Below are 13,077 nucleotides of genomic sequence, written 5' to 3'. Positions count from 1 at the left end.
CAAGGAGAATCGACATGGACGAGAACGCCCGCTACCAGGTCCTGCGCAACGATGAGGACCAGTACTCGCTCTGGCTCGCCGACCTGGAGGTCCCCGCCGGCTGGCACGCCGTCGGCAAGGAGGGCACCCAGGACGAGTGCTCCGCCTACGTCGACGAGGTCTGGACCGACATGCGCCCCCGCAGCCTCCGCGAGCGCATGGAGAACGCCGGCGCCTGACCACCCGTCACCGGCAGCCGTGGGGCGCGGCACCCGCCGCGCCCCACGCCGTCCGGATGACCCGTCCCCCCACACCCCGCACCCCTCGGATATCGCTATGTGGCCCTTCGCCCGCGGCCCTCCCGTCGAGACAAGGACGTCTGCCATGACCCCGACCCTGCGTACCGCCCGACTGCTCTTCCTCCCCTACCGTCCCGAGGACGAGAACGTCTTCGTCGAGCTCCTCAGCGACGAAGTGGTCTGTCGCTGGATGGGCCAGGAGAGATGCTCCGAAGCGGAGATCCGCACCATCTACCGCTCGATCCTCACCGACGTCTACGGCAAGAACCTCTTCGACGTATGGGGCGTGTGGTCCGACGGCGACTACATCGGCCACGCCGAGATCAAGAAGACCGGCAACGTCGACGGCCACGAGGCCATCGCCGCCCTGGTCAGAAAGCACTGGGGCCGGGGCCTCGGCCGCGAACTCGTCCAGGGCCTGCTGACCTACGCCGCGGACACCCTCGGCCTCAAGGAGGTCTACGGCATGGTCGGCGCCGAGAACACCGCCAGTCTCGCCCTCTGCGAACGGCTCGGCTTCCGCCACGTACGCGACGTCGTCTCGGACACCGGAGGCGTCACCAAGATGCTGGTGGTGTCCACGGTCCAGGACACCCCGGAACCCTCCCCGAGCGGCCACCTGACCCGTTGAGCCCCACGCCGGGCAGGTCGCCGAAGGCCGCACCCCGCGCCGGGGTGCGGCCTCCGGCTCAGCTGCCTACGCGGCCCACCCGCCGTACGGCACGGTGATCAGCTCCATCGCATGACCCGCCGGGTCCAGGAAATACACGCCCCGGCCACCGTCGTTGTGGTTGATCGAGCCGGGCTGTCGCTGGTGCGGATCGGCCCAGTGCTCGATGCCCAGCTGCTTGATCTGCGCGTACGCCCGGTCGAACTCCTCCTCGGAGATCAGGAAGGCGTAGTGCTGCGGGGTGATTCTGTCCGCGGGGATCGTGGCGAAATCCAGCGTGACGCCGTTGCTCAGACCGACGGCGAGGAACGGGCCCCATTCCGCGGTGATGGCAAGGCCCAGCAGTTCCGCGAAGAAGGCGGCGGACTCCCGGTTGTCCCGGGCGTGGATGATCGTGTGGTTCAACTCGACCGACAAGGAATGCCTCCGAAGGCATCTCCCGACACCTCCATGCCTCACCCAGCCAGTAACCGACACGCGATGTCGCCGCAGAGCGTAACCGACCTCCTGGCGGAGCGCATCGGTCTTCCTGCGGCCCCGGCGTGCGGATCTGCTCGTTCCGGCAAAGGCTGGAGGGAGAGAGCCGCGGCGGTGGCCGCTCAGCGCCCGCTGCCCGTGGGCACCGCGCCCCAGTGAGGAGGACCCATGGACGCGTCCCGGCCCGGATACACCGCAGAGCTGCTGAGGCATTTCGCCGATCTCCGTGACGGTACGCACGAGCGCGCAGTTTCCCGTGAGGACAAGGAGCGTCTCTTCGCCCGGACGGTCGAGCTCCTCGACCCGTACGCGCGGCAGGCACTCGGCGAGATCAACGAGGACCTGCTCCTGGGCACCGGAGAGATCCTGGCCACCGGGATGCGGACGGACGACGCGGGCGCCGATGCGGTCTGGTCCCTCACCTGGCCCGAGCAGCGGGACGCCGGCGTCAGCCCGATCGTGCTGCACGCCTTCTTCGGCGCCGCGTTCCACCATCCGCACCTGCGCGGTGGCCCCTTGCGCGACTGGCCGCTCAACGTCTTCACCGAGGAGCAGGCCGCCGCCAAGCTGTCGGCCCTGCGCGAGATCGCGGCCGCGGAGCTCCACAACATCGTCTTCGAACGGGACTACCGGATCATCCCGGCCACGGTGCAGGAGCACGCCCACTGAGCACCCCCACCGAGCGCGCCGCCTGAGCGCCCCCACTACGTGGGTCACTCCAGGCCCAGCAGCTCCGCCAGATTCCCGCCCAGCGCCCGCTCCCGGACCTCGCCGGGCGGCGTGACCCGCTCCACGGTGGCGCGGGACAGCACGGGGTCGCCGTACGGGGCGTCGGAGCCGAAGAGGGTGCGGGTGGGGAGTGCCTGGATGGCCAGGCGGACGGCGAAGACGATGTTCGCCGTGGACAGTTCCAGGTAAACGTTGGGTGTGACCTGGGCCAGTTCGATCGCTGCCATCCAGTGCGCCCCGGCCAGTTGGCTGATCACCAACGGCACCTTCGGGTAGCGGTCCGCCAGTCCCGCCAGGGTCCGCACGTCCGCCGCGGTCGTGGGCGGGTAGCCGTGGACGACCACGGGGAGCCCGCCGTGGTCGTGGGCCGCCCGGAGCACCGGCTCGACCAGCGCCGCCCGGTCCGGGGGCGGGGTGAGCTCCCCGATGCCGTGCAGTCCGCGGCCGGCCACTTCCCGCGCCACCCACGCCGCGGTCCCGGCCTCATCGAGGCCCAGGGGCACCGAGCCGAAGCCCAGGAAGCGGGTGGGGTGGGCGGCCAGCGCCTCGTCCAGCTCCCGCCACGCCGCGGCGTACCCGTCGTCACCGGCCGGGGCCGTACGACCGTCGGTGCCGCCGCTCAGCGCGCGTTCCAGGACGCCCATCTCGTGACGGAGGGAGGCCAGGTCCGTGGCCCGTTCCGGGTGCGGACGGGTGGGGAAGAGGACCGTCCGCTCCACGCCCGCGTCGTCCAGCGCGGCCAGGTGGAGGTCCAGCGGGTCGTGGACATGGCTGTGGGCATCGATGATCATGTGCGCCTTCCCGGGGTGCGGGCCACCGGCGGAATGCGGGCGGCGGGGCCAGTGTTGATCCCTGACACCGTGGGAAGGTCAAGCGAGAGGGGGAGGCCGTGCTGATCGGGGAGCTGGCCGAGCGGACCGGGACCAGCGAGCGGCTGCTGCGCTACTACGAGCGGGCCGGGCTGCTGCGGCCCGAGCGGCTGGCCAACGGCTACCGGGCCTACGCGGACTCCGACGCCGTCGCCGTACGCCGCATCCGTGCCCTCCTCGCGGCCGGGCTGCCCACCCGGGTCATCCGTCAGGTGCTGCCCTGCACCACCGGCACGGCCGCCGTCCAGCCCTGCCCCGGCGTGCTCGACGCGCTCCGGGAACAGCTGCGCGCCCTCGACCAGCGGTCCGCCGAGCTCGCGGCGGCCCGTGCGGCGCTGCGGGAGACGCTCGCGGGCGCGGAGGGTCGCCGCGGGGACGAACGGACGACACCACCCGGTGAGCGGACGGCACCACCGCGGTGAAGCCCACTCAGCCCTCGGCCCGTGAGCCGATGGTCCCTCACTCGTCGTCTTCGGCCCGGCGCTCGCCCTCCGCCTGGGAAGGCTGGGTCCGCATCGTCTCGGGGTGCTGCGGCTGGCCCGGATCCATGTCCTCCTCCAGCCGTTCGCCCTCGGCCTGCGACGGAGTCGTGTATTCGTCGTACTGGCTCATGGCCGCCTCCGCGTACTGGCTCGTGGCCGCCACTGCGGTCGGAACGCCTGCCTCCATCGAGCGTAACCCTTCCGGTGACCGGCGGCCCGTGCTGGCCGGTGACCCTCGCCACCGGCACCCCGCCGCACACTCCGGGCAAGGCGAGGAGGAGAATCGAGCCATGGCAAACAGCGCAGGGGCCAAGGCAGTTGTGATCGGAATCGCCGCACTCGGCGTGGTCGCGGCGCTCGCCGTGCTGTGGGTGCTCAGCATCTTCGGGGCGCTCTTCTTCGGCTGGGAGCCCCTCGGGCCGTGAGCGGCTGAGCGGGGGCGGCCGGGCAGCGTCCTCCCCGCGACCGCTTCCCTGGCGGGGCTACCGCAACGCGGCGGCGATCAGCCCCCGGATCTCCTCCTCCAGTACGCCCCCGCCGACCGGCAGACGGTCGAAGACCAGCCCGTCCACGCAGGCCAGCAGGGTGAGCGTGCGGCCTTCGGCATCGGCCACGCCCTGCGCGGCCAGGAAGTCGCGCACGGTGTCCCGTCCGGCGTTCTCCCGCGGCACCAGGATCTCGCGCAGCTCAGGATGGCGTGCGCTTTCCAGGACGCACGCATAGCGCGCGAGGGACCGCTGCCGCCCTTCGCCCGTGAGCCGCTGCTCGACGAACCCGGCGATCTGCCCGGCCAGTTCGTCGGCATCGCGCGGCGCGGGCGTCTCGTCCCCCGCTCTCTGCAGCTCCGCCTGGTCGCGTACGACGAGCCGCCGGACCAGCGCGGTGAGCAGCGCCTGCCGGGTGCGGTAGTACGCGGAGGTGGTGCCCGGCGGCAGGTCCGCCGCGCGGTCCACGGCCCGGTGGGTCAGTCCCCGCATCCCGGCCTCGGCGAGCACCTCGATGGCGGCGTCGGCGAGAACGGTACGTCGATCTGTGGTCACCCCTCCTTTCTACACCTGTAGAGGTGCGGGGTACGATCTTCTACATCTGTAGAAGCCTGCGGAAGCTGACAGAAGACAGAGGGGGCCGTCGTGGGGAACAGTGCAGTGGTGGTCGGCGGAGGCATCGGCGGGCTGGCCGCGGCGATCGGCCTGCGCCGGATCGGCTGGGACGTGACCGTCGTCGAACGCGCCCCCGTCCTCGACGACGCCGGTGCGGGCATCTCCCTGCACGCCAACGGCATCCGAGCCCTGGACGCCCTCGGGGTCGGCGCAGCGGTTCGCGCCGCCGCACGGCCGCAGTACGTCGGCGGCACCCGTACGCCGGACGGAGGCCGGCTGGCCCGTATGGACGGCGTCGCGCTGGAGCGTGAACTGGGCACCCCGATCGTCGGCATCCCGCGCGCCGCGCTCCACCGGGCGCTCCGCGAGGCCCTGCCGCCGGAGTCTCTCCACATCGGCGCCGAAGTGACCTCCGTGGACCGCTCCGACCCGGCCCGGGTGCGGATACCGCTGGGGGAGACCCGCCTCGAAGCGGATCTGGTCGTGGCCGCCGACGGCATCAACAGCCGGCTGCGCGGCCAGCTCTTCCCCGGCCACCCCGGCCCGGCGTACAGCGGCTCGACCGTACTGCGTGCCATCACCGAGCACCCGGTCGAGCTGCGCACCGACTTCGAACTGACCTGGGGCCCGGGCGCCGAGTTCGGCCACATCGCCTTCACGGACGGCCGCGCCGAGTGGCATGCGGTCCTCAACTCGCCCGCCGGCGTGCGGTTTTCCGACCCGCTCGCAGAGCTGCGCCGCCGATTCGCCGACTGGCACGACCCGATTCCGGCGCTGCTGGACGCCACCCGTCCCGAGGCCGTCCTGCACCACGACATCAACGAACTGGCCACCCCCCTGCCCACCTACGCCGTGGGCCGCATCGCCCTGCTCGGCGACGCGGCCCACGCCATGACCCCGAACCTCGGCCAGGGCGCCTGCCAGGCGCTGGAGGACGCGGCCACACTCGCCGCCGCCTTGGCCGCCGAACCCCGTGTCGAGGCGGCGCTGACCCGCTACGACGCGGAACGCCGCCCCCGCAGCCAGTCCGTCGCCCGCGCAGCCCGCCAGGCCGGCCGGATGGGCCAGCAACTGACCCACCCCTTGGCCATCGCCCTGCGCAATACCGCACTCCGCCTCGCCCCGTCCCGCGCCACCGTCCGCACCGCCCTGCGCCATGCCGACTGGACGCCGCCGCGACTGCACTGACGGGGACGTACGGATGCGCTGACGCGGTACGTACCGAAGGCGAACTGGCCAGGCGCACCGGTCTCACGGTCAAGACCATCCGCTTCTCCTCCGACCGCGGCATCGTGACGCCGACCGACCGCAGCCCGGCCGGCTGACGAGGATCTCGCAGCAGCCGTGGTACCGGCCGTTGTTCACGGCGTCGTGGACGTGGTGCAACGGCCACAGGAAGGTCCGGCCGTCGACGACGAGGCGTCGGGCGGCCTTTTCACTGCGCGGCACCGGCAGAGGGTAGCCGCATCCGGGTGCCGGCTCGCCGGCGGACAACCCGTAAATGGAGACTGGAAATCCATTTTCGTTATGTGTGGGAGTGCGACGGAGGATGTGGCGTGGGACGCGTGGGAAGCGCCTCCGATCTGCACATTGCCACTCCCTTCAAAATGTTGAGTTCTGAAGCATATTTGGAATGCCGAATTCCGGACGGGTCGGAACCTGGTGAAACGCCCCTAGTCGAAAAAATGTCCTGTACGAACCGTGCTGGCGTGTGGCACCATTTGAGCGTCGCGGACTCGGGGGACAAGTAGGCGACAAACGGGGGGAAACCATCTTCTGCATGTCTGCGTATTGACCGGGCGCAGTGAGCACGCCCATGGGTTCTCGCAATTTCGGCCTCGGTCGCGCAATCTGCGTGCCCGCACTCAACAGTGTTGGATTTCCGTGATAGCAGAAGACATTTATGATCTGGTATTGGATGACTTGTTCATCCGGGCCGATCATCTCGTACCTGGAAGTTCAGTCTTTCTCAAACTAGAGGGCCTCAATCCGGCAGGCTCGGTCAAGCTCAAGACGGCCATCGCGCTGGTGGCCCAGGCCGAGGACTCGGGGCGTGAATTTCCGCGTACCCGCCTCATCGAATCGACCTCGGGGAATCTCGGCGTGGCCCTCGCCATGGTCTGTGCGGCCAAGGGGTACCGCCTGACCTGTGTGACGGACCCCAATGCCAACGCGCAGTCCGTGCGGCTGATGCAGGCGCTCGGCGCAGAGGTCGTCGTCATCGACATCCGCGACGGCAACGGCGGATATCTGCAGTCCCGCATCAACTACATCCACGACCGCCTGGCATGCGAACCCGACGCGTACTGGCTGAACCAGTACGCGAATCCGGCCGGCCCCCAGGTGCACCGTGACCGCACCGGACGCTCCATCCTGGACGAGATCGGCCACGTCGACTACGCCTTCATCGGGGCCGGCACGACCGGGACCCTGATGGGGTGTGCGGAGTACTTCCGGCAGCACAGCCCGGCCACCCGGATCATCGCCGTCGACGCCGTCGGCTCGGTGTCCTTCGGTGGCCCACCCGCCCGGCGCCACATCCCCGGACTCGGTACCAGTCGGCGTCCCGAAATCCTCGACGAGCGCCATATCGACGAAGTCGTGATGGTGTCCGAAGCGGATGCCGTGGAAATGTGCCGGATGCTGGCCGAGGAACGCGGGCTGCTGCTCGGCGGATCCAGCGGGACGGTGCTGTCCGCGGTACGGGCCAAGGCCAAGGAAATCCCCGAGGGAAGCGTCGTGGTCGCCCTTTCACCGGACTTCGGTGAACGCTACCTGGAGACGATCTACAACGACTCCTGGGTGGCCGCCCGTTGGCCCGAACTCATCTGCTCGGAAATTTCGGAAGTTTCTCAGGCCGGCGCCTGAGGAGAGGTGTGTTTTTCATGTTCGACTTCGACGTGGTGGCGGGCGAGACCGTACGCGAGATCCTGAGCGACCAACGGGCCGAGGTCCTCGGCATCGTCAGCCAGGCATATCGCAGCCATGAGGCCGGGGAAAGCATCAACCCCGACAGCTATTTCCTCCGGTTTCCGGAGAAGCCCGACTCCCGGATCATCGCGCTGCCCGCCTACCTCGGCGCCGACGTCCAGCTCGCGGGCATCAAGTGGATCGCCAGCTTCCCCAAGAACACCCAGGTCGGGAAGCCCCGCGCCTCGGCCGTGCTCATCCTCAACGACTATGAGACCGGCTACCCGATCGCCTGCCTGGAAGCCGCCAACATCAGCGCCGCCCGCACCGCCGCGTCCGCCGCCGTGGCCGCAACCACCCTGCGCCCGGGCGGCTTCGAGGGCACGCGGATCGCGATCGTCGGCGGCGGTGTCATCGCCCGCAACATCTGCGACTACCTCCACGCCGCAGGCGCAGCCCCGGACGCCTACCTCGTGCACGACCTCCACCAGGAGTCGGGCCAGGCCCTCGTCGACCATCTGCGCACCACCCAGCAGCGCCCCGCCTCCTTCACCGCCGACCTCGGTACGGCGCTGGAGGCCGAGACCGTGGTCTTCGCCACCACCGCACTGGAGCCGTACGTCACCACGCCGTTCAAGCCGGGCCAGCTCGTGCTGAACATCTCGCTGCGGGACCTCGCGCCCGAGGTGGTGCTGGCGGCGGACAACGTCCTCGACGACGTCGACCACTGCCTGAAGGCCAACACCTCACCGCACCTCGCGGAGCAGCTGACCGGCTCGCGGGACTTCGTGACCGGCACGCTCGCCGGCGTCCTGAACGGCGAGGTGACGGTGTCCGAGGAACGGCCGGTGATCTTCTCGCCGTTCGGCCTCGGCGTCCTCGACCTGGCCGTCGGCGCGTACGTCCTGCGCCAGGCCCGGGAAGCCGGCTCGGCCATCGCGGTTCCCAACTTCTTCGGGGAGACCAGCCGGTGGTAGCCACGGAGCAGTACACCGCACACGCACAGCGTGCGGGGGCCCCGTCGGCCACCCCGGCCGGCTCCTGGGACGCCGAACGGCCCGCCACCCTCGCGATCGTCGGGGCCGGATCGCGCGGACTGGGCCTCGTGGAGCGGCTCGTCAGCCAGTGCCTGGCGGAGCCCTTCCCGGTCACCGTCCACCTCGTGGACCCCCAGCCCCTCGGCCCCGGCTTCCACCTCCGCGACCAGCCCGACCACCTCCTGCTCAACACCGTGTGCGCGCAGATCACCGCCTTCGCTGACGGCGAGATGGTGGACGGCCCCACGCCCATCGCCGGCCCTTCCCTCCACACCTGGTGCCAGGAGAGGGACCTGCGACTGGGCGCGGACGGCTGCACCGTACGGGCGGGGGAGGGGCGGCAGATCCGGCCGAACGACTTCCTGCCCCGCAGGCTGCTGAGCGAATACCTCACCTGGGCGGCCGAACGCATCGTCGCCGCCGCACCGCCCTGCTTCGTCCTGATACGGCACGCCACCACGGCCACCGACATCCGACCCGGCGAAGACGGCGGCGAGGTCGTGCTCCTCGACGACGGCACCCACCTGGAGGCCGACGCGGTCTTCGTGACCGTCGGACACCACACCCTCCACCTCCCGGTCGCCTCCCGGCCCGAACCGCCCGCCGGACCCGGCCTGATCACCCGCCCCTACCCGCTGCCCACCGCCCTGGACAGCATCGGCCCCGGCGACGACGTCGCCGTGCTGGGCATGGGGCTGACCGCCATGGACGTGATCGCCAGCCTGACGCTGGGCCGCGGTGGCCGACACGAACCGGCGGACGACGGCGGGCGGCTGCGTTACGTACCCAGCGGCCGCGAGCCGCGGATCGTGCTGGTCAACCGCTCCGGGCTGCCCTCGCGCAGCCGGCCGCACCTCAACCCGGGCCGGACCCGCTCCGCGGCCCTGGCCCTGACCACGGACCGGATCGCGACCCTGCGCCGGCAGCGTGCGGACGGACGGCTCAACTTCCTCGACGACGTACTGCCGTTGGTGGAAGCCGAGATGGAACTGACCTACTACCGCACCGTCCTGGCCGGCAGGACGGGCGACGCCGCGGGCGCGGGCGCCGAGTTCGCCCACCGGGTGGCCACCTCGGGCGTCGACCGGGCGCTGGCCGCCGCACGGGAGGAGTTCGGGCCGTACCCGCTGCACGGCGTGCTGACCGAGGAGCCCGCCGACCGGCAGTGGGCCGACACGGAGGCGTACGCCGAGTGGTTCGCCGCCCGGGTCGCGGAGGACCTGGCCGAGGCCCGCGAGGGGCTGGGCGCCAGCCCCGTCAAGGAAGCCCTGGAAGTGCTGCGCGACCACCGCGACGCCCTCCGGGCCGTCATCGACCCGCCGGGCGTCGACGACCCTTCCTTGGACCACTTCTTCGGTGAGTTCAACTCCGCCGTCAACCGCCTGGTGATCGGCCCGCAGCTGGACCGGTCGGCGGAACTGCTGTCGCTGCTGGACGCCGGCGTCCTCCGGCTCGGCCCCGGACCGCGCCCGAAGGTCATCGCGCCGAGCGGCCAGGGCCCCTGGCGCCTGGAGTCCACCTGCCTGGCCGGCCCGGAGAGCGTCGAGGTCGGACACGTCGTACACGCCCATGTCGCCGAGCCGAGCGCGGACCGGCTGCCCGCCTCGCTGCTGGGCCGGCTCGTCGCGGCCGGCCGCGTCTCCACCCTGGCCCGGCGCGGCACCCGGGTCACCGGACTCCACGTCACCCGCGAGGGACAAGGCATCGGCCCCGCCGGGGAGATACGGCCCACGCTGTTCTTCCTCGGCCCGCACACCGAGGGGTCCAGCTACTACAACCACTACGTCCCCTCGCCCGGCGCACCGTCCCGCGCGTTGAAGGACGCCGAACTCGCCCTCCGTACCGCCCTGCCGGCCCTGACCAAGAGGACATCATGAGCAACCGCGAGACCTACACTCCCTGGACCCGGGAGTACCGCATCGAGACCCGGGCCGCGCAGGGCGACGGCTGGCGCTGCCCGACCACCGGTGCCGTGCCGCCGCCGGTGAGCATGGGGGCGACCTACGCCCGCGACGACCAGTACCGCACCCCGGCCGGCCTCGCCTACCTGCGCGACCAGGGCACCCCGGGCTACGAACAGGTCGAGAACGTCGTCGCCGGGCTGGAGGGCGGCTCCGACGCGCTGGTGTTCTCCTCCGGCATGGCCGCCGCCACCGCCGTCTTCCAGGTCCTGCCCGCCGGGGCCCGGGTCGTGGTGCCGCAGACCATGTACTTCGGCCTCACCAAGTGGCTGCTGGAGTTCGGCACGCAGCGCGGCCTGGAGGTCGTACGCGTCCCGATGGACGATCTGGACGCGGTGGCCCAGGCGGTCGAGGCGGCGCCGACCGCCCTGCTGTGGGCGGAATCCCCGGCCAACCCCACCTGGCTGGTCACCGACCTCGAAGCCTGCGCCGACATCGCCCACCGGGCCGGCGCGCTGTTCGGCGTGGACAACACCGTCCCCACGCCGGTGCACACCCGGCCGTTCGAGCTCGGCGCCGACCTGATCATGCACTCCGGCACGAAGTACCTGAACGGCCACAACGACGTGGTGGCCGGTCTCCTCGTGGCCGCGCCGGACCTGACCGAGGAGCGCCAGGCGCTCTGGGAGCGGCTGCGCCTGCACCGCAGGCTGACCGGCCCGATCCTCGGCCCGTGGGAGACGTACCTGCTGCTCCGCGGCATACGGACGCTCTTCCCGCGCATGCGCCAGATATCGGCCTCCGCCATGACCCTGGCCGAGCACTTCTCCGCCCACCCCCTGGTCAGCCGGGTCGCCTACCCGGGCCTGCCCACCGACCCGGGGCACAAGGTCGCCTCCCGGCAGATGACCGGCGGCTACAGCGGCATGCTCTCGCTGCACATCGCCGGGGACTGGACGCGTTCGCTGCGCGCGGCCGAACATTGCGAACTGTTCATTCGCGCCACATCCCTGGGTGGGGTGGAAAGCCTGATCGAACACCGCTACACATTCGAGGGACCGGACAGCACATCACCCAAGGACATGCTCCGGCTGTCCATCGGCGTCGAGGACCCGGCCGACCTCATCGCCGATCTGGAGCAGGCACTGGAACGCGCCGCGAAGGACGCCCCGTGAGCTCAGACACCAGCAACACCAGCACCACCGACAGCACCACCACAAGTACCAGCACCACCGGCAACACCAGCACAAGCACCAGCACCCCGACCGGGGAGAGCACCGGCACGACGGGCAGTGGCAGCCCGGCACCCACGGAATCCGGCCAACCTGCCGCCCGTCGGGGCCTGGTGGGTGACCTCTCGCTGTCCGCGGTCCTCGCCGGGTTCGTGGCGGTCGTGGTCTCGTACTCCGGCCCGCTGGTCATCGTGCTCGCCGCCGCCACGGCCGGCCACCTGAACCAGGCGCAGACCGGCTCCTGGGTCTGGGCCATCTCCATAGGCAGCGGCCTGACCTGCATCGGGCTCAGCCTGCGCACGAAGATGCCGGTCATCACCGCCTGGTCGACGCCCGGCGCGGCCCTGCTGGTCACCAGCCTGGGCGCCTACTCGTACCCGGAAGCCATCGGCGCCTTCCTCGTCACCGGTGTCGTGATCACCCTGGTCGGGCTGACCGGGGTGTTCGGGTGGCTCATCCGGCAGGTCCCCACGGCCGTGGTGTCGGCCATGCTCGCGGGCATCCTGTTCTCCTTCGGCACCGGTGTCTTCACCTCCCTGAAGACCGCGCCGTGGATCGCCGGGCCCGTCCTGCTGGCCTATCTGCTCGGCAAGCGGTGGCTGCCGCGTTACGCCGTGCTGATCGCGCTGGCCACCGGCGTGGTGTGCAGCGCCGTCACCTCGCGCCTGCACATCAACCTGCACAGCATCGAGCTGGCCCGCCCCGTGCTGACCACTCCCGAGTTCTCGGTCGCCTCGCTCATCGGCATTGCGGTGCCCATGATCCTGGCCACTCTGGCCTCGCAGAACGCCCCTGGAATGGCGGTCCTCACCGCGTCCGGATACCGGCCCAAGGACCGGCTGCTGATCGGCTCGACCGGTCTGGTGTCCACGCTGCTCGCCCCGTTCGGGTCGCACGCCATCAACCTCGCGGCCATCACCGCGGCGATCTGCACCGGACCCGAGTCCCACCGCGACCCCAAGCGCCGCTACGTCGCCGGCGTCGCGTGCGGAGCGTTCTACCTCCTGATCGGCGCCTTCGGCACCACCCTCGTGGTCTTCTTCGCGGGCCTGCCCAAGGAACTGGTCGCCGCCATCGCCGGCGTCGCCCTGCTCGGGGCGCTGGCCGGCGGCCTGACCGGAGCGGTCACCGAGGAGAAGGACCGCGAGGCCGCCCTGATCACCTTCCTCACCACCGCCTCGGGAGTCACCCTCCTCGGCGTGGGCTCGGCCTTCTGGGGCCTGGTCTTCGGCGTCGTGTCGCACCTCGTCCTCACCCGCTGGCGCACCACCCGCGCCGGTACGAAGACCCCGCAGCCCGCTGCCAAGTAACCGCACAGCACAGGCGATTACCGACCCGCCACACCTTCAGCGGCCGCTCCGACCACCCGGTCGGGGCGGCCGCTGCCGTGTG

At 71.0% G+C, this 13,077-nt stretch carries 15 protein-coding genes; 11 read left to right on the top strand and 4 right to left on the bottom strand.

The window, feature by feature from the left end:
• Positions 1-14: 14 nt before the first annotated feature.
• A complete protein-coding gene (locus ACZ7MX_RS03270; RefSeq protein ID WP_472128823.1) occupies positions 15-218 on the top strand; it encodes an MbtH family protein in 204 nt (67 codons plus the stop codon).
• Between the two features lie 145 nt (positions 219-363).
• Positions 364-909 (top strand): GNAT family N-acetyltransferase, encoded by a 546-nt coding sequence (locus tag ACZ7MX_RS03265; protein ID WP_472128821.1) that lies wholly within the window; start codon positions 364-366, stop codon positions 907-909.
• A 66-nt stretch (positions 910-975) separates the two neighbouring features.
• Here the strand turns inward: ACZ7MX_RS03265 and ACZ7MX_RS03260 are convergent, their stop codons facing one another.
• Entirely contained in the window at positions 976-1,365 is a 390-nt protein-coding gene (locus tag ACZ7MX_RS03260; protein WP_472128819.1) for a VOC family protein, read from the bottom strand.
• A gap of 228 nt (positions 1,366-1,593) precedes the next feature.
• Between ACZ7MX_RS03260 and ACZ7MX_RS03255 the strand changes: the two genes are divergently transcribed.
• Entirely contained in the window at positions 1,594-2,094 is a 501-nt protein-coding gene (locus ACZ7MX_RS03255; protein ID WP_472128817.1) for a hypothetical protein, read from the top strand.
• A gap of 44 nt (positions 2,095-2,138) precedes the next feature.
• On the opposite strand, the gene ACZ7MX_RS03250 is transcribed toward ACZ7MX_RS03255, so the two are convergent.
• On the bottom strand, positions 2,139-2,945 hold the full coding sequence (locus ACZ7MX_RS03250) for an amidohydrolase family protein (protein ID WP_472128815.1): 807 nt from the start codon (positions 2,943-2,945) through the stop codon (positions 2,139-2,141).
• 98 nt (positions 2,946-3,043) lie between these two features.
• Here ACZ7MX_RS03250 and ACZ7MX_RS03245 point away from each other — a divergent pair, with 98 nt between their 5' ends.
• Positions 3,044-3,445: a MerR family transcriptional regulator gene (locus ACZ7MX_RS03245; protein WP_472128813.1), complete on the top strand. Its 402-nt coding sequence runs from the start codon at positions 3,044-3,046 to the stop codon at positions 3,443-3,445.
• Positions 3,446-3,482: 37 nt separating this feature from the next.
• On the opposite strand, the gene ACZ7MX_RS03240 is transcribed toward ACZ7MX_RS03245, so the two are convergent.
• Entirely contained in the window at positions 3,483-3,692 is a 210-nt protein-coding gene (locus ACZ7MX_RS03240; RefSeq protein ID WP_472128811.1) for a hypothetical protein, read from the bottom strand.
• Between the two features lie 103 nt (positions 3,693-3,795).
• Between ACZ7MX_RS03240 and ACZ7MX_RS03235 the strand changes: the two genes are divergently transcribed.
• A complete protein-coding gene (locus tag ACZ7MX_RS03235) occupies positions 3,796-3,930 on the top strand; it encodes a hypothetical protein (protein WP_467568373.1) in 135 nt (44 codons plus the stop codon).
• 57 nt (positions 3,931-3,987) lie between these two features.
• On the opposite strand, the gene ACZ7MX_RS03230 is transcribed toward ACZ7MX_RS03235, so the two are convergent.
• A complete protein-coding gene (locus ACZ7MX_RS03230; RefSeq protein ID WP_472128809.1) occupies positions 3,988-4,545 on the bottom strand; it encodes a TetR/AcrR family transcriptional regulator in 558 nt (185 codons plus the stop codon).
• A 90-nt stretch (positions 4,546-4,635) separates the two neighbouring features.
• Here ACZ7MX_RS03230 and ACZ7MX_RS03225 point away from each other — a divergent pair, with 90 nt between their 5' ends.
• From ACZ7MX_RS03225 to ACZ7MX_RS03200, 6 genes are all read left to right on the top strand, one after another.
• Complete coding sequence (locus tag ACZ7MX_RS03225) at positions 4,636-5,793, top strand: FAD-dependent monooxygenase (RefSeq protein WP_472128807.1); 1,158 nt, start codon at positions 4,636-4,638, stop codon at positions 5,791-5,793.
• A 696-nt stretch (positions 5,794-6,489) separates the two neighbouring features.
• Positions 6,490-7,473 (top strand): 2,3-diaminopropionate biosynthesis protein SbnA, encoded by a 984-nt coding sequence (gene sbnA, locus ACZ7MX_RS03220; protein WP_472128805.1) that lies wholly within the window; start codon positions 6,490-6,492, stop codon positions 7,471-7,473.
• Between the two features lie 17 nt (positions 7,474-7,490).
• Positions 7,491-8,492 (top strand): 2,3-diaminopropionate biosynthesis protein SbnB, encoded by a 1,002-nt coding sequence (sbnB, locus tag ACZ7MX_RS03215; protein WP_472128803.1) that lies wholly within the window; start codon positions 7,491-7,493, stop codon positions 8,490-8,492.
• Positions 8,486-10,429: an FAD/NAD(P)-binding protein gene (locus tag ACZ7MX_RS03210; protein ID WP_472128801.1), complete on the top strand. Its 1,944-nt coding sequence runs from the start codon at positions 8,486-8,488 to the stop codon at positions 10,427-10,429. The genes sbnB and ACZ7MX_RS03210 overlap by 7 nt, the downstream gene beginning before the upstream one ends.
• Positions 10,426-11,628, top strand: coding sequence for a trans-sulfuration enzyme family protein (locus tag ACZ7MX_RS03205; protein ID WP_472128799.1), 1,203 nt, complete (start codon positions 10,426-10,428; stop codon positions 11,626-11,628). The genes ACZ7MX_RS03210 and ACZ7MX_RS03205 overlap by 4 nt, the downstream gene beginning before the upstream one ends.
• The gene (locus ACZ7MX_RS03200; protein WP_472128797.1) at positions 11,625-12,995 is read left to right on the top strand and encodes a benzoate/H(+) symporter BenE family transporter; all 1,371 of its coding nucleotides are present in this window, start codon (positions 11,625-11,627) and stop codon (positions 12,993-12,995) included. The genes ACZ7MX_RS03205 and ACZ7MX_RS03200 overlap by 4 nt, the downstream gene beginning before the upstream one ends.
• The last annotated feature ends 82 nt before the right edge of the window (positions 12,996-13,077 follow it).

Source organism: Streptomyces sp. NPDC107765 (assembly GCF_055657085.1).
This window is presented reverse-complemented; position numbering and strand designations above follow the sequence as displayed.